The sequence below is a fragment of the Paenibacillus sp. FSL E2-0190 genome (genome assembly GCF_037992965.1).
Lineage (GTDB): Bacteria > Bacillota > Bacilli > Paenibacillales > Paenibacillaceae > Paenibacillus_AQ > Paenibacillus_AQ odorifer.
Genome location: NZ_CP150306.1, coordinates 2392523 through 2409659, shown reverse-complemented (window position 1 = coordinate 2409659; position 17137 = coordinate 2392523). Strand labels below are relative to the sequence as shown.

At 43.5% G+C, this 17137-nt stretch carries 18 protein-coding genes; 3 read left to right on the top strand and 15 right to left on the bottom strand.

What is annotated here, in order from left to right; genetic code table 11:
• Positions 1-10: 10 nt before the first annotated feature.
• The 8 genes from NST25_RS10200 to rpmG all read right to left on the bottom strand — a co-directional run bounded on the left by NST25_RS10200 (position 11) and on the right by rpmG (position 5837).
• Positions 11-781 carry a GNAT family N-acetyltransferase gene (locus tag NST25_RS10200; RefSeq protein WP_340393918.1) on the bottom strand — a complete coding sequence of 257 codons (771 nt, stop codon included), beginning with the start codon at positions 779-781 and terminating at the stop codon, positions 11-13.
• Positions 759-1193, bottom strand: coding sequence for a DUF6157 family protein (locus NST25_RS10195; RefSeq protein ID WP_081383129.1), 435 nt, complete (start codon positions 1191-1193; stop codon positions 759-761). The genes NST25_RS10200 and NST25_RS10195 overlap by 23 nt, the downstream gene beginning before the upstream one ends.
• Positions 1194-1342: 149 nt before the next feature.
• Positions 1343-1612 (bottom strand): 30S ribosomal protein S14, encoded by a 270-nt coding sequence (gene rpsN / locus NST25_RS10190; RefSeq protein WP_038569786.1) that lies wholly within the window; start codon positions 1610-1612, stop codon positions 1343-1345.
• A gap of 26 nt (positions 1613-1638) precedes the next feature.
• On the bottom strand, positions 1639-2703 hold the full coding sequence (locus tag NST25_RS10185; RefSeq protein ID WP_340393916.1) for a metal ABC transporter substrate-binding protein: 1065 nt from the start codon (positions 2701-2703) through the stop codon (positions 1639-1641).
• The gene (locus NST25_RS10180; protein ID WP_340393914.1) at positions 2693-3559 is read right to left on the bottom strand and encodes a metal ABC transporter permease; all 867 of its coding nucleotides are present in this window, start codon (positions 3557-3559) and stop codon (positions 2693-2695) included. Before NST25_RS10180 ends, NST25_RS10185 begins: the two co-directional genes overlap by 11 nt.
• Positions 3505-4212: a metal ABC transporter ATP-binding protein gene (locus tag NST25_RS10175; protein WP_076184339.1), complete on the bottom strand. Its 708-nt coding sequence runs from the start codon at positions 4210-4212 to the stop codon at positions 3505-3507. The genes NST25_RS10180 and NST25_RS10175 overlap by 55 nt, the downstream gene beginning before the upstream one ends.
• Before the next feature lie 218 nt (positions 4213-4430).
• Positions 4431-5639: a GTP-binding protein gene (locus NST25_RS10170; protein WP_340393911.1), complete on the bottom strand. Its 1209-nt coding sequence runs from the start codon at positions 5637-5639 to the stop codon at positions 4431-4433.
• Positions 5640-5687: 48 nt separating this feature from the next.
• Positions 5688-5837 carry a 50S ribosomal protein L33 gene (gene rpmG / locus NST25_RS10165; protein ID WP_076098468.1) on the bottom strand — a complete coding sequence of 50 codons (150 nt, stop codon included), beginning with the start codon at positions 5835-5837 and terminating at the stop codon, positions 5688-5690.
• A 203-nt stretch (positions 5838-6040) separates the two neighbouring features.
• Between rpmG and NST25_RS10160 the strand changes: the two genes are divergently transcribed.
• From NST25_RS10160 to NST25_RS10150, 3 genes are read left to right on the top strand one after another with little or no spacing between them, the layout of a single operon-like run.
• Entirely contained in the window at positions 6041-7069 is a 1029-nt protein-coding gene (locus NST25_RS10160; RefSeq protein WP_036679372.1) for a GTP-binding protein, read from the top strand.
• Positions 7066-8055 (top strand): permease, encoded by a 990-nt coding sequence (locus NST25_RS10155; RefSeq protein WP_248549273.1) that lies wholly within the window; start codon positions 7066-7068, stop codon positions 8053-8055. Before NST25_RS10160 ends, NST25_RS10155 begins: the two co-directional genes overlap by 4 nt.
• 50 nt (positions 8056-8105) lie before the next feature.
• Complete coding sequence (locus NST25_RS10150) at positions 8106-8981, top strand: TIGR03943 family protein (RefSeq protein WP_340393909.1); 876 nt, start codon at positions 8106-8108, stop codon at positions 8979-8981.
• Here NST25_RS10150 and NST25_RS10145 read toward each other — a convergent pair.
• From NST25_RS10145 to NST25_RS10115, 7 genes are all read right to left on the bottom strand, one after another.
• Entirely contained in the window at positions 8974-9369 is a 396-nt protein-coding gene (locus NST25_RS10145) for a NusG domain II-containing protein (protein ID WP_076219890.1), read from the bottom strand. The two genes, NST25_RS10150 and NST25_RS10145, sit on opposite strands and share 8 nt — an antisense overlap.
• 86 nt (positions 9370-9455) lie before the next feature.
• Positions 9456-12560: a PAS domain S-box protein gene (locus NST25_RS10140; protein WP_340393908.1), complete on the bottom strand. Its 3105-nt coding sequence runs from the start codon at positions 12558-12560 to the stop codon at positions 9456-9458.
• A gap of 205 nt (positions 12561-12765) precedes the next feature.
• A complete protein-coding gene (locus tag NST25_RS10135) occupies positions 12766-13323 on the bottom strand; it encodes a DUF2812 domain-containing protein (protein ID WP_076280981.1) in 558 nt (185 codons plus the stop codon).
• On the bottom strand, positions 13320-13649 hold the full coding sequence (locus tag NST25_RS10130; protein ID WP_076133666.1) for a helix-turn-helix transcriptional regulator: 330 nt from the start codon (positions 13647-13649) through the stop codon (positions 13320-13322). Before NST25_RS10130 ends, NST25_RS10135 begins: the two co-directional genes overlap by 4 nt.
• 532 nt (positions 13650-14181) lie before the next feature.
• On the bottom strand, positions 14182-14595 hold the full coding sequence (locus NST25_RS10125; protein ID WP_312149251.1) for a MarR family transcriptional regulator: 414 nt from the start codon (positions 14593-14595) through the stop codon (positions 14182-14184).
• A 188-nt stretch (positions 14596-14783) separates the two neighbouring features.
• A complete protein-coding gene (gene lpdA, locus NST25_RS10120) occupies positions 14784-16472 on the bottom strand; it encodes a dihydrolipoyl dehydrogenase (RefSeq protein ID WP_340393906.1) in 1689 nt (562 codons plus the stop codon).
• Positions 16473-16529: 57 nt separating this feature from the next.
• Positions 16530-16970, bottom strand: a complete 441-nt coding sequence (locus NST25_RS10115) for an OsmC family protein (protein WP_076125055.1) — start codon at positions 16968-16970, stop codon at positions 16530-16532.
• Positions 16971-17137 lie beyond the last annotated feature (167 nt).

Below are 17137 nucleotides of genomic sequence, written 5' to 3'. Positions count from 1 at the left end.
CCCTCCTCAGCTAGTTTTTCACTCTATACCAATACTGATAGATCTCCTTAAAACCCAGCTTGTCATACAAGGCTGAAGCCCCCGTATTCGCTTGCACAACTTGCAGAAAGGAAGTTGTTGCTCCCTTTGCTCTCCCCCAATTAAGCAACGCTAGCAGCAGCTGTTCCGCCATTCCCTTTCTACGATGAGCAGGGGAAGTGACAATATCATACAGACCCAAGTACCCGTTCTGAATCACACCAAGAACGCAGGTGACAGGAACACCATGATTAAACAACAGGACATAACCCTGCTGCAAATGTGATGCAGACAACATTCTAGTTAAGGTTTCCCGGTTCTTATCAGACAAGCCGGTAAGCTCACTGAAGGTGTGCAGCCACTCTTCAGTCAAGCTCTCCTGTATCTGAACCGTATAACGCAGATCGGGGCTCGCTAAGTCCCCCAGATCAAGAAGCCTTACAGATGAAGGCTCGGCAATTGTATAGCCACGCTCTGCAAGAATCTCATCAAGCTTTGGCGGCTGGATGTAGGGGGTTATTTTGAACACGGACTGTAGTCCAGCATGCTCATAATAACGCTCCGCAAGCTTGATTTGTTCTGTGAGTTCAACCTGAGAGCTGTCAGCCCCGTATAATGGATTGACCGAATTGGCCCTTTTTGTATAACCAGCTGCCGAACGTAGAATCCAGCCCTGCAGGAGAACGCTTTGCTCCGCCGGCCAAGTATTAAGTGTGATTTCTTCTATGAATTTATACAGCTTAATCCGCTCCTTTTGAAGCACGTTTGTTACGCATCGCAGGCAGTAATTTCACAGCTCCCTCCCCTTGGGAGGTGAAATAGTCATATTCGGGAGACTCTTTGCCATAGAGAGCTATTTTCCCCTCACCGTTATAATGAACACCCCAACCAAAACGCTTCGGCAACAGTGAAGCCCTTAGACAAGGATGATTTTTGGAAAATAGTTCGTTCCATATTTCTTCCTTACGGGCCAAACGTTCTTCCTGTGGAATTTGTTTATGGCGCACATGAACCTCGTACAGAAGTTCTTCATGATTGTATTTGTAGGGCTCATTGATTAACAGTTCATATTGAATCACATGTGCAGGCGGGAGCGTTCGGCAAGACATCGGAGGAACTCCTATTTCCTCAGGACAGTCCTCTGCTACACGAATAAAAGTATCGGTATAGCTCATTTGCATCACCTCCATCTTAAATAGAAATATATTCCTTCTATGATAAATCATTTTCCTATTCTAAGCATAGCCGAATTTTCTAAAGCCCATGATGGATGAACAGCAAAAACGGCCAATCCTCTAAACTACGGAGGATTAGCCGTTCTCATTTACCAACTCGACTTGGTAATGCCCGGAATCTGACCTTTATGCGCCAATTCGCGGAATACAATTCGGGAAACATTAAATTTCCGCAAATAGCCTCGAGGTCTGCCAGACACTTGGCATCTATTTTTTTGACGAGTTGCGGAGGAATCACGTGGCAGCTTTTGCAAAGCCATATAGTCCCCCTGTTCCTTTAGTTCTTTTCTTTTAACAGCGTATTTGGCGACTAGTGCTTGTCTCTTCAATTCTTTCACAACTTTAGATTTCTTGGCCATGTTCGTTCTCCTTCCATCCTTTAAATCTACTCGTTCAATGCACTCTTCAAGGCTTCCAGGTTCTGACGCATGATTCCTAAATAATCCAGGTTTTGACTGCGATCTTCCTCTGTTAATCCTTCAATTGGGTTTAGAACGGCTGCTTTGGCACCAATCTCTTTTGCTATTGTGTCTGCCACACTGGAGGATACAAGTGTCTCGAAGAAAATCGTCTTCACTTTATGCTCTTTCGCAAACTCCACAATCTTACTCATATTTGCGGCAGAAGGCTCCTGCTCCGGAGATAGTCCGGCAATCGGGACCTGAGTTAATCCATACTGCTTGGCAAGGTATCCAAAAGCCGCATGCTGAGTAATAAAATCCTTGCGTTTAGTATCCTTAAGACCGTCCTTAAATTCTTGATCCAGTTGCTCCAGCTTAGCTATATAAGCATCTGCATTTGTCTTAAAATCCTCGGCATGTTCAGGTGCGGCAGCAGCTAAAGCTGCTTCAATGTTACGCACTTCTTGAATGGCTAATGTAGGATTGAGCCACACATGCGGATCTAATCCACCGTGATCATGCGAATGCTCTTCATGAGCATGTTCTCCTTCTTCATGAGCATGCTCCTCTTCTTCATGAGCATGCTCTCCTTCTTCATGGTGGTGGTCAGCCTCTTCCTCTTCCTCTTCCGTGCCTTCTATGATGTCCAGACCCTTGCTCGCTTCTACAGTAATTAACGGAGTGCCAGATACACTTTCCAGCACCTGATCTACCCAGCCTTCCATTCCTGCGCCATTATAGATCAGCATATCCGCATCTGAGATTTCTGCCATATCTTTTGCTGTCGGTTCCCAATCATGGGGTTCGATTCCTGCTGGTATGAGTGCTTCCACGTCCGCCAGATCTCCTGCCACATTTTTGGTAAACTCGTAAATAGGATAGAAACTAACTTTAATATTTAATTTAGATGACTCCGGAAGGGCTGTAGCTTCTGCGGCTCCAGAAGCATTCGTAGTAGTAGAAGAATTAACAGCATTATTACCGCAACCGGCGGCAATAAGTAACGCGGACAGGGACAAAATGGCTAAATGATGGATTCTAAATTTCATTGAGAGGTGTAACTCCTTTACTGGAAATATTTTTATGAATTCGCCGACGATTTCTTAGTCGGATCAGCTTCTGTACCAAAATTGCGATTAATAAGAACGATAGCAGTATAAGAGCAATCGTCCCACCAGGCGGTGTATTGATGTAATACGAGGCACTTAGGCCACTAAAAACGCCGAGTAATCCTACGCCGATTGAGATCAATATAGCTGTCGTAAAACCAGACGCTATACGCAAAGCAATCGAAGCTGGCAAAACAATAAGCGCTGAAACTAACAGCACTCCAACAACTGGCATCGCAGCAGCGACTGTCATTCCAGTTAGTACAGCAAACGAAAATGATAACCAGCCCACATGAACTCCACTGATACTAGCGGTCTCTTCATCAAAGGTCAGATTATATAAGGATCTGCGTAACACAATAAAATAGATCAGACCGATTACAGCAACCACAGCGATAATCTTTAGTTGAGTGTCGCTGACCGCAACGATGGAACCAAACAGATAGGAACTGAAGCTTTTACTTAAATTCTGCTTTAAGCTCATAAGTACAACTGCCAATGCTAATCCAGAGGTCATAATAATCGCTACCGGAAGCTCGCTATATGTACGATAAGAACGTCGAAGCTGTTCGATGACAATACCACCGAGAATCGCTACCATGAAGCCACTTAGTGCCGGATTAAGCTGTAGTATTGAGCCTAGTGCTACTCCTGCAAGCGAAACATGAGATAGGGTATCCGCCATTAGGACCTGACGGCGAAGCATGAGATATACCCCGAGTAGCGGACCGATAATGCCAATTAATCCACCGGCCCAAAATGCACGTTGCATGAATTCGTAACTAAACATTGCCAACCCTCATTCTCCTTTCGTTCCAGGCTGATCAACGTATCCAGATAGGAGCTGGTCTCTTCCAGGCCATGCGTCACCATGATTACGGTCCGGCCGTGTTCACTGACATCATGGCGCATCAGCTTATAGAACCCAATACGACTGTCCAGATCCATCCCCGTAGTAGGTTCATCGAGAACCAATATCTGCGGCTGTTGTGCCAATGCTCGAGCGATGCAAATCCGCTGCTTCTGGCCGCCTGACAGTTCTCCTATCTTCCGGTCTCGCAAATGCCACATCTCCACCTGCTTTAAACTTCGCTCAACGATCTCGTCCTGCTCAGGTGTAAAGCGTCTAAATAATCCAAGCCTTGGATAACAACCCGAGCGAACCAGTTCGATCACCTTACTTGGGAACCCTGCGTTAAAAGAAGCTACCTGCTGTGGAACGTAGCCGATAACCATCTTTCCGTTATCTGATAACTCTTTATTCAACTGAACCGTTCCACTCCATGGACGAAGCAGGCCGAGCATTAGCTTCAGCAGGGTGGTTTTAGCAGCACCATTGGGTCCCGTTATACCAATAAACTGTCCGATATGAATATCTAATGAGATATCATCAAGAACAGGTTCATCCCCATACCCGAACACTACATTCCGCATGGATGATAGGATCATCATGCCTCGCCTCCCTTCTGACTGATATTATGTCCAACCCAGATTAAATCGTAAGTTTTACGATTTAACAAATTTGATAATATCGTAATCATTACGATTTGTAAACCCAAAACTGAAAATTAATCGTAATAATAACTATTAGTCCTTTTTCGAATACAACAAAAATCCGGAATCCCACCTTCTGGATTCCGGATTTCCACCGTTAATTTACTAAGTATCTATTCCTCAGCAGCCGCAAGGAGTTCTTCAACAGGCCACGGAAGTGGATTGTTGAACTTTGTCCAATCCTGCTTCAGCTCCTCCGCTGTCAGCAGACATATGTCCAATCTGGCTTCGAGTTGTGCCTGATCTATATTTACACCGATAAATACGATTTCATTTATTCTATCGCCCCACTGCTCGTCCCATTTTGCCCGCAGCTCAGGTTCGCTTTCCAGCACCTCCAGCTGCTGATCCTTAGGCATTGTAGCCAACCAGTAACCAGCAGGTCCGAACTGAATGGAAGGTCCTGCCTGACTTACAGTAGCTGCAAGATCACCTTTTGCCGCTACCCATGCCACCCCTTTTGCCCGAACGACCTCTTCCGGCCAGTTGCTAAAGAAAAAACTTAATCTTTGCGGGTGGAACGGTGTTCTCCGGCGATAGACGAAAGAAGAAATCCCGTATTCCTCCGTCTCAGGGGTATGGGTCTCTTTATTCAGCTCGGCGATCCAACCTGAGGATAAGCTTGTTTTCTCAAAATCAAACAATCCGGTATTTAGAATTTCCTTTGGATCTACTACGCCGTTAATTGTACGGATCAGCTTAGCAGACGGCTGAAGCTTACGCAGCACAGCTTCAAGCTTATTGAGTTCATCTTCTTTCAACAGATCGCACTTATTAAGCAGCAAGACATCACAAGTTTCGATCTGATCAATAAGCAGATCCACAATATCGCGGAAATCCCCTTCTCCAGCCGTTTGGTTGCGGTCCATCAGACTATCACCTGAGGAGAAGTCATGCCAGAAACGCCCAGCATCCACAACAGTCACCATCGTGTCTAATTGAGCAAGCGAAGTCAGATCAATATCCAACTCGGGATTGGCATAGGTAAAGGTCTGTGCTACTGGTACAGGTTCGCTAATGCCTGAGGATTCAATCAGGATGTAATCAAATCGCCCTTCCGCAGCCAGTTTTTGTACTTCGACAATCAAATCATCACGAAGTGTACAACAGATGCAACCATTGGACATCTCAACCAATTTCTCTTCAGTCCTGGAAAGCGTATTTCCGGACTTCACCAGATTCGCATCCACATTCACTTCACTCATGTCATTTACAATAACAGCTACTTTAAGACCGTCACGGTTGTGCAGAATATGATTCAACAATGTTGTTTTCCCAGAGCCCAAATATCCACTGAGCACGGTAACAGGGAGCTTTTTCAACTATACCACTCCTATCGTTTATAAAATCAAGATTAAAAACATCCGCCCTTAACGGGTTTCGCGATGTAATGTTACTCTCTTTAGGCGTGGACAATATTTTTTCATTTCCATACGCCCTGGATGATTTCGTTTATTCTTGGTAGTGGTATAGTTGCGATCTCCTGTCTCCGTACATGCCAGAGTTATGATTACTCTCATCGTTTCCATCTCCTTTTGATTAAATCGTAATAATTACGATTAACACATCGTACACGGTTTATTCACAATCTGTCAACTATGATCTTGTAAAAATTTCAACTCTCTTAATTTTGTGGTCTTTCTGGTGGACAAATTACGTATAGATGGAATTATAAAAAATATGATTCTTGTAATTCCTAGAGAATCAGGCAGGAGTGGAGATCATGAAGATACCAGTAATTATTTTGAGCGGGTTTCTGGGGAGCGGGAAGACAACTCTGCTGTTGTCCCTGCTGAAAGAGAGCAAGGTAAGAGGGCTGAATCCAGGAGTAGTAATGAATGAACTGGGCAAACGAGATGTGGACGGGTATATTTTGCAGGAGCATACCGGTACAGCTGTAACTAAACTGCTGGACGGATGCGTATGTTGTAGCCGTAAAGAGGATTTGGCAGATAGCCTGATGGTGCTGCTGAGAGGACGTCCAGATGCCATTTATATGGAGTTGACCGGCGTCGCCGATCCTGAAGAAATCGCCAAAACGTTGCAGGAAACTCCTCTACAGGATCTGGTGGAGCTGCACTATACCATCACTCTGTTAGATGCGGAAAATGCTCTGGAATATAACAGCAGACTCTCCTCTGACAAACAGCTCGTTCGGACCCTGCGTAAGCAGCTCTCCACAGCTGATCTTATTGTCGTTAATAAAAGTGATCTCGTAGAACCGGAAACCTTATGGCGAATTGAAAAGGGAGTTCGCAAACAAAATACGGAGGCTGAAATTGTGTACACCCATTACAGTGAAATCAACCTGTCTCCGATATTGTCAGGAATTATCCCACGTAAAATCATAGCTCCGGCTCCGCAGCGAGCGCCTCAAACCTTCAAAGGAGCATCACTGAAACAAATGCATTCAGAGCATGGGGGAACCGCTGTAAAAGAGCTGCATGAGGAGCAGCATGCTTCTTTCTCGCAGGTAACAGCCATCACGTTAACCATTCCGCAGGTAAGGACAACTATGCCTTCTAAAGAACGCCTAGAGGCCTTCTTCCAAGAATGGGGTGACAACCTATTACGTGCCAAGGGGCATATTCTTTTGTCCGAACAGGAGCCGGTTCAGCTTGTTCAATATGCGGGGATGCGTACTACCTGGGAAGCCTCTCGTTATCCTGGTATGCCTTATGTAGTGTTCATCGGGATGAATATAGATGAAGAACAGCTGGCAGATCGGTGGTCCGCCTTATTCGAGTTTTGACTACCTTTTCACCATTAAAAATACTGCCGTTGCTCCTCCCGATCTCGTTCCTGATTATCATTGGTTTTGTATGGCTGCCGTATCATCTGGAACTGTTGGATAATGCGTACATCGACACCTTCAAAACCGCTTTTATCGGTATATTGCTGGAAGCCTTGCCGTTTGTATTAGCAGGAGCATTGTTATCTTCACTGCTTCGCGTCTTTATCCCGGATGAAATGATTTCCCGGTGGATTCCGCGGCGACCTCTTCCGGCCATTCTGTTCGCATGTCTGCTCGGAATTATTTTCCCGGTCTGCGAATGTGGAATGATCCCACTCGTCCGCCGGCTTATCCATAAAGGTATGCCTGTTTACGTGGCTATCGTCTTTATTTTGTCCGGACCGATCCTAAATCCTGTCGTCTATGGGGCGACCATGACAGCATTTCGCAGCCACTCGGAGCTGGCCTATGCCCGTATGGGTCTGGCGTTTGTTGTAGCCTGTCTCATAGGCTTGATAATCTACGCAACGGTCAAAAAATCTCCCATCCGCCTAAATGTTCAGCGTGAAACGGGGGAAGCTCATCAGAATAATTCTCGCGGGGGAAAAATAGCCGCTGTCTTCGTCCATACCTCAGATGAGTTTTTTGAGATGGGGAAATATTTAATTATCGGCTGCTTGTTAACCGCTGGTATTCAGACATTTATGGTTCAAGACAGTCTGGCCGCGATCGGAGCTAAGCCGCTGGGGTCATATTTCTTCATGATGGGACTGGCATTTGTGCTCTCGCTCTGCTCCACCTCAGATGCCTTTGTAGCTTCCACCTTCGTACATTCTTTTCCATCTGGGGCTCTGCTCGCTTTTATGGTATTCGGACCCATGCTGGATTTCAAAAATTCATTGATGTTGCTCTCGCTGTTTAAGACCAAATTCGCTCTTTATTTGTTCTTTCTGATCTTCGCAAGCGTGTTTGTTGGGGCGGTATTCATGTCCTTGTGGCTGTAATTCATAGAGGTGGTAAGCTGTTGCTTACAACATGGGTAGGAGGATAGAGCATGAATGACTCTCGTAGCATCCGGTTTCACTATTTCTTAAGGGCGGTCATTCTGCTCGCTTTCGCCCTCTATATCGGGCATCTGGTACAGCAGGACGCTTTGCATTATTATGTAGCTCCTAAACTGGCACGCTGGGTTCAATTATGCCCAATCCCGCTGACACTTATGGCGCTCAGTCTGACCATACAGGCTTTATTTGGCAAAGGTAGTGTTCTCTGTGACTGCGAGCATCGGCTCCCACATTCTTTTTTCAAAAGTACAGCGCTATATGGATTATTCCTTTTTCCACTGCTGCTCGGATTTCTTCTTCCTGATCGCGCATTGGGAAGTATGGCTGCTGCTAAAAAAGGAATCTCCCTATCCTCCTTGCCCACTGAAGCTAAAAATTCCGCGAGATTCGAGTCCATTGATCCTTACCATGAAGAGCTTACCGAGCTGGCCAAGATCCTTTATGCACAACCTGTGGTCCCAGTTTATTCGGCGATTTTCTCCGAAACTTTAGGTGCGCTTGAGCTGTACAAACAACAATTTGCAGGCAAAGAAATTACTATTTCCGGCTTTTTATATCGTGATCAAGGTGAACATTCAGAGAATTCTTTTGCCATAGGTAGATTTCTGGTCCAATGCTGTACTGCCGATGCTACACCTTTTGGGATATTAGTGGATTCCGGCAAGCTAAAAAGCCTGCCTACCGATACCTGGATAGAGGTTCGGGGCAAGCTTCAAGTTGTTCCCTATAAAGGTCAAGAAATTATGCAAATTAGTGCAGAGTCTATTACACCTATCAAACAACCCGTAACACCTTACATCTACACCAGTCCTGACTCTATCACCGCATGGAAGGAGCTAGAAGGCTCAACTAAGATTACTAAATAATCGCATCTAGCTCATCCTCATCATTCTCAGACTTATTAGGATTAAATACTTCTACCATAATACGAGCTGGAATACAGATAATTTGCTGTTTGGGTCTTGAGATGAACCCCATTTCCAAAGCAATTCTTAAGGGAGCATCAGAATAGGTCATTTGGATTCCATAATCAAACACCTTTAGCGTATTGTGACCGAATTTCGTTTGAATATCTATAATTTGTTCTTCTTTAGTCAAAGAAACGGTTTTGTACTCTTGACCGTCCACCGTAATTATAGCTTTCAAATCCCCTTGCTGATACTGCTCATTGCTGCTGTCCCACCACTTCATGCCATAAATCAAGCCCGCAGCTAACAAGGCTATCACAATAATTAAAATATCCCCGCGCTTCATTGTTAGCAAGATAAGAATCCTTTCATGACAAATAATATACGTAATGATTACGATTAATATCAATATATTAATCATAACCTTATTTGTCAATGATGCTCACCTAAACGAATTTGGGCAGACCACTCTCTTAATACCCGGTCGAGCTCTTTTATCGAGATGGGTTTAGAAATGAAATCCTGCATTCCAGCACTAAGACACATCATCTTATCTTCATCTCTGGCAAAGGCTGTAGCCGCAATGATGATTGGATTCAGCCCAAGCTTCTCACGTATGATTCCTGTTGCTTCTATTCCATCCATAATAGGCATCTGAATATCCATAAATACCAGATCATAATGATTGGAAAGCACAGCCCGAACTGCTTCCTCACCATTTAAGGCGATGTCAGGAACATATCCCCTCTTTTTCAGATACGCCTGCATAAGCTGCTGATTCACAGGATGATCTTCAGCAATAAGAATGGACATCGGTCCATATTCACCGGTAGTTAACTCTTTAACAGTGGATTTATCATTTCTGACCAAATCCGTTGAGGCGTTGACGGTCAATTTCTGATCCCATTCCTCTTTGGGTAGAGAAACCTCCACTGTAAAATAAAACTCCGAGCCTTCATTCTCACAGCTATTTACACCGATAGATCCGCCAAGAAGCTCGGCCAGCTTTTTACTAATGGCAAGGCCAAGCCCTGTTCCGCCATATTTACGATTGATCGACGGATGCAATTGCGAGAAGGATTGAAATAATAGACCTTGGCTGGAAACTGGAATCCCCAACCCAGTATCTTTTACGATAAATTTCACGATAAGATTTCCGGATGCCTCTGAGGCTTCTAGCATAACAGAGATACTGATTTCACCTGTCTCCGTAAATTTCACTGCGTTCCCAACCAGATTTACGAGAATTTGACGCAATCTCGCCCCATCAGTCATGATGACGGCTGGAAGCTCAGGAGATAACTCGCTAGTAAGTAAAAGCCCTTTTTCCTTAACCTTCGGATAAAACAGTTCACAAACGTTCTGTATCACTTCATGCAAATCCACCATTTGCAGTTCAAGCGTCATCATGCCTGCTTCAATTTTGCTGAAATCCAGCACTTCATTCAGAATATGAAGCAATGCCTCTCCGCTTTTGTTAATGATCTGCGTGTAGTAGCTTTGCTCTTCATCCAGCTCCGTCCCCGATAAAAGATCAGCCATCCCAATAATACCGTTCATAGGCGTACGCAGCTCATGGCTCATGATCGCTAGGAACTCCGATTTTGCCCGGTCCGCTTCCTCGGCAGACTCCTTCGCCCGCACAATCTCCTTCTCCTCCGTGATATCACGAAAGACGACAACCGCCCCAATCCGTTCATCACCATCAAACAGTGGGGTCATTCGATATCTGACTAAAAAGCTTGAACCATCCTGTCTCCAAAACACACCCTCCCTATCTTCAATAGTGAGATTATTAGAGCGCGACGGAAGCAACGTCTTCTGAATTCCTGTAAAAGACTCGTTATCCAACCAGGTCTGGTGAATCGCATGAAATTTGCTGTTTCCCCACTCAGTAGGATCGAAACCCAACATAGTAATGGCTGCTGGATTAATGAACATCGTGTTGCCTTCAAGGTTCATCCCAAATATGCCCTCAGAGACCGAATTCAAGATCAAGGCATACTCGTTACTTAATTTCTGTATTTCTTCAAAATGACGCGTACGTTCCCCAATGTCGCGGGTTACACAGACAAGCTCCTGATTCCCGCAGGTCTCAGAGTAAATATACCGCAGTGTCGTTTCTGTCCAAATACAGGTTCCGTCTTTGCAAATAAACCGAAGAATAACAGGTTCAAGCTTCTTCCCCTCCATACAATTGCTGAGATATGAAGTTAATTTGATTCTGTCCTCCGGATGTATGTAATCAATCCCTCTAGTTCCGCACATTTCTTCTGGTGCATAGCCAAACATAGTCTGGCAGATGGGTGAGGCATACAGATAGGTAAAGCTCCCGTCCGCTGCATTACGTGAAATGAAGTCCATAGAATTTTCTGAGATCAGACGATAGTTCTGCTCACTTTCCCGCAGTTGTTCTTCCATTCGTTGACGTTCGGTGACATCCTGGGCTATCCCGCTGATCTGCAGCAGTCTTCCTTCTTCATCCGTAATCACTTCCCAGTGCGCATCCAGAAATTTCAGCTCTCCATCCGCACTATGAATACGGACCGTTACTTCGCCATTAGTCCCATTCTCCATGGATTGATGTACTAACCGTTCAAGTCTGATGAAATCGTCAGGAGCAATGCAAGCAAAAACACGTCTGTAATCAAAATAAGAATGATTGCTCTCATCTTCCAAAAAGCCAAAAATATTACGCATCTCTCTGGAAACCGTCAGCCGTGATTTTGTCATGTCCCATTCCCAGGATCCCATCTTCGCAAGGTGTTGCGCTTTGGCCAGCATATCCTCGTATTTCTTGCGCTGAGTAATATCGCGACCAATGGTTAATATTTGTTTAACGTTCCCCTGCTCATCACGTACCACTTGGGAAGAACTCTCGATCCACAAATAATGTCCATCTTTATGACGGGCTCTACGAGTAAATACGTCCGTATCGGAATATATCTTACCTTGTTCAATCATCTCTAGAGCATCATCTACGTGATAATACTCGGGTCTTTTGGTACCTATCATTTCTTGTGCAGAATAACCTAACAGCAGCTCCACTGAGGGAGATACGTAGTGCAGTGTCCCGTCAGGATCGCCAAAAGAAATCATATCCGGTGTATTTTGCGTAATCAAATTATATAACTGCTCATCTTCCTGAATCTTTTGTTCAGCAAGTTTTCGGTCAGTGATATCCGTTAACTCAGAAATCAGGACATAGGGTTCACTGGAATTCTCCTGATAGATTAAAAATATATGTTGGGCTACCCAGATGATTTCTCCATCCTTACGCAAGAACCGCCGTTCTTTCTCCAATACAGTCCCAGGCTCAGCTAGCAAATCGTTCAGGATAACGGAATGATCGTTATTAGTTTTATCTTCCGGATACACAAGATCCAGATAATTTATATTCAAAAGATCTTCTTCTGCATAACCAAACATTTGGCATAGCGCAGGATTCGATTGTAATAACGTCCCGTCCTTCGGAGAGACTACCGCAATCCCGATAGAAGACCGTAAGTATAGCTGTTTAAAAAGAAAATCAGACACCTGTAAGCCTCCTCTTTTGAAAATGGGGGACTATATTAACAAACTTGTAATAATTTCAGTATACCTTTTTTTCGGTAAATAAGCTTGATAGTTGAGTCCTAAATGATAGACTGGTAACTTTCGCAGTAAAACTCCGCAAAAATAAACAGCAAGTCTCCCTCTGAAAAGGAAACTTGCCGTGTGTGCATGTTACAACTCTAAAGTCCTATTCTATTATCAAATTTTCCAGCTGAAGCTTCTTAATTTTCTTCCGGATAGGTGCACCAATAATTAAAAAAACAAGACCTAACAAAATCAACATTCCGCCCATTATTACGTTTACCATGCTGAGATTCTGTGATGAAAAAGAATAATTTATTACACCAATCATCACATTAAATAGGCCTAAAATCAACTCTAGCCACATTACAGATTTCCATAACCTGTTGATTCGCTTATAGTGCTTTATTCTGGATTCCAGATCTGTGTAAATATCAAACGGACCTTCCACTGACTTCTTTCTAAGGTAAACCCAGCGCATGTAAGTACTTACACAATCTATACCGTTTTCCTCTAAAAACTTGATATATTTGATGCTATCCGGATGATCCGGCAAGTTATCTAAAAGCTCAATTCTATACGTGTACTCATTATTGGGGGTCTCTGTAAACACATATTTGCACCAAGATAATTCTGATAGAGCCATCCCCTTCGCAGACATTTCATTAAGCCACTTTTCTTCCTTCTCATAATCCCAAATCAGCTTGCGAACCACATGTTTCATTTGGACTCACCTCCAGCTATTCTCTTACCATTGGCTATCAATTCTTCCAGACGGATGATCTCTCCCTGAATCACTGACTTTCCTAAGCCGGTAATTTCGTATTCTTTTCTACGAGAACCTTGCTCCCCTTCCACTGCTTTTATCCAGCCTTTTTCCAGTAAAGTGTTAAGTGCTCCGTATAAAGTGCCCGCGCCCAGATCAACCCGACCGTTACTTAAGTCCTTCACATTCTGCATAATTGCGTATCCGTGCATTGCTGTATATAGAGACAATAAGATATAAAATACAGCTTCAGTTAATGCGCCTCTTTCTGTGCTTTCAGGCATCATTTCATCCCCATTCTATTACTGTTGTCGATATATCGGCTTACGTAATACCATTATTACGGAAGCCGATATAATTGTCAATACAAAAACACCCATTTTTTTCAATCGCAGCGATCATGAGCGCAACAAAAAAACGCCTAGCACTTAGCTAGGACGGATTTGTTGGGGGGCTACTCAGCAGCTAGATACTCCCACCGTGGCACCTATTCCTTCTTCATTATGAAGTATCGGACTGAGATGCCGCTATTTCCGAAAAATAGCGTGTTTCAGCTTACGTTCGGACTCAGATGCAGCTATTCGTCTCCAAACACTCGCTTTTCACACGATTCCTTAGCAATAAGCGCTATGCAGTCCGAAACCCCTGTAAAATGTGCCAAAAATCAATAATAACGGCCATACGGTCCGTTAGCAGACATTGTTCGTACAGATTCTAAAACTACAAAAGTCTATACAAAAAAATAGGCCAGATAAGATATGTAAAAAAGGAACATACCCAACCTGACCTATTCTTTATTTTGTTCTGCATAGTTTTTTATGGTCTCTCTTTTGAGGCATTTTTAACCATGACACCTAGTACATTTTTAAACGTTTGAAGATCCTGTTCGGAAATATTGGTGATCGTATCATCTTTAAACTTTTCGGCAACCGGCAGTAAATCGAGATAGATCTGTACTCCCTTATCTGACAATTCCAACTGCTTGACTCGCTTATCCGCATGGGTGCCAGAGCGATGCAAGAAACCCTCAGATTCTAATTTTTGAAGCAGCCTGACTACGCTGGGCTCTTTTATAGACATTTTATCTGCTAGTTCTCTCTGGGTAATGGATTCACTGGTATAGATGTAATACATCGCAATCCATTGGCTCCGGGTCATATTATACGGCCGAAATTCCTTTTCCAAGGCTTCCGCGAATATTTTTGCACTACGGTTTGCAATAAAGGCCATACAGTCATCTAAATTAAACACTGTTTACACCAACCAATCCCAACTGTTTTATCTTAAAATAATCAACTCTTTTCTAATTTATTATAGCAAAATATATTAAGGAAGCTGAACATACTTTTCAAGTGATCAAATAGTTCATTTATTTAGGCTGCAGTAGGGGATCCGTCTCCCGAGATACATAGAACAACTTATCCTTGATGCAACGCCCCAATTCCTAAACCGAATGCAGCTTCATGAATTACTTCCCCAGTAGTTGGATGGGCAAAGATTGTCTGTGTAATCTGTTGTTCCGTAAGCCCATTGGCAATCGCAAGTGTAAGGCTACTAATCAGAGAAGACGCATCGGGACCAATGATAGACCCTCCCACAATCTTTCCGGAGCCATTATCTTTGATTAATTTGATAAAACCTTCCGGTTCATTCATTGTCAATGCTTTTCCGTTACTTGCAAAAGATACCTTACTCACACGATAGTCCAGCCCATTCTCCTTACATTCATCTTCCAACAGCCCGACGCTGGCAATCTCTGGAGAAGTGAAAATTACATTCGGTACCGCGGAATAATGCATATCTTGGGATTCACCGAGTAAGGTGTTTACAGCCGTAATGCCCTGATGTGAAGCAACATGAGCAAGCTGAATAATGTTAGTTACATCGCCAATCGCATACACATTTTCTACATTCGTACGCATTTGTTTATCAACGGCAATACCTTTACCACGTTCATTTAGTTGAATACCTGCTTTTTCGATATCCAGACCCTCTAGGTTAGGCTCGCGTCCAATAGCGACCAATACTTTTTCACTAACTAGCAAATGCTCACCCTCACTATTCTCATAGGTTACAATCGCCTGACCATCATCCGCACGTTGGATTTTGGAAACTTTGGAGTTGGTATGAATATGAATCCCAGCCCGCTGAGCTAAACACAAAATTTCTACCGAAATATCACTGTCCAGCATCGTTAGCAGACGGTCCATAAATTCTACAACATGAACTTCAACTCCTAGGTTACGGTAAATGAAGGCGAATTCCATGCCGATAACCCCACCACCGATGATAGTTATTACCTTTGGTAACTCTTCGCAGGCGAGCGCTTCAGTACTGTTCATTACAAATGGCAGATCAATTCCTGGGATATTCACCTTGGAAATCCTCGAGCCTGTTGCCACAATGATATTTTTTGCTGAAATACGGTAACTATTTTCGCCGGTTACCTTCACTTCATGCGCCGATAGGAACGAAGCGTGGCCGCGAACAACCTGAACACCGTTTTTTTCCATTAAATAACCAACGCCGGAGACCAATTTCTCTTTGACTTCATTTTTACGACGAATAACCTGCTTCATATCCAATTGAAGATCAGATCCTGTTGTTATACCAAACAAAGAGGAGTTTTTTATTTCATGACAGATTTCAGATGATTTGACTAAAGATTTTGTAGGGATACAGCCAACATTTAAGCAGGTACCTCCTAATTCTTCTTTCTCAATCATCGCTACCTGAAGTCCTTTTTTTGCTGCATAAATAGCGGCAACGTAACCTCCTGGTCCTGCTCCAATGATAAGCAAGTCAGGGTTTATAGCATGAGTTTGTTGCACGGCGACTGCAGGTTGTGGGACAGATGATTGGACCGGAGCCTCCACCTGGATCGGATTTACTTCAAATAAGACTTGATTTGAGGCAATCTCGCTCCCCTCTTCAAATAATATATTGATAATAATACCCTCTTCTGCCGCTTCAATCGATCTGTTGCCTTTTCCAGTTTCAATCTGTACCAAGGTATCTCCTGCAGATATCTTGTCTCCGATATTTACATTTATCTTGCCTGCTTTCCCCTTTTTGCCACCTGGAATCATAGACATTTTTATTTCCATCGTTATGCTCCTCATATCCTTGAGGGGACTCATAAAGAGCCCCCTCAAGCGAATGTATTAGTGAATGACTACGCCTGCTTTTACCAGCTTCACACCGTTAGCAAGACAATCTCCAACAGGACATGTCTTCTCGATAAAGTCAGCAAAAGCATCTGCCTTTTCTTGGCTTTCGTTGGTTTTAAAATGCATAACAAAACGAATTTCTTGGAAACCATTTCTCACATCTGCGAGACCCATGAAACCATCCGGATCTAAGTCTCCTTCAAGTTCAACATAAAATTCTTCGAAGCTAAAATCGTTAGCGTCTGCAAAGGCACTAGCGACAATGGACTGACATGCACCAAAGGCACACAATAACGCCTCGACGGGATTCAAACCAACATCGGTCCCCCCCAAATCCTCTGGTTCGTCCATAATAATCTTAAAACCTCTAGAATTGGTTTCAACTTGCATTCCATTAGGCAGTTTTTTAGCTGTCGCTTTAAAAGTAGTTAACATATGTATTACCTCCTCCTTAAGATTGTGAAAATAATAACATAGTAATCGGTGAATATCAATACTTAGCTAAGTAAGTATTTTTTTCGAAGAAGAACTCGAACCTGATTCAATAAAAAAAAACAGGTTTCCAATCTACCTAAATAGGTAAATCAGAAACCTGTTTTTGT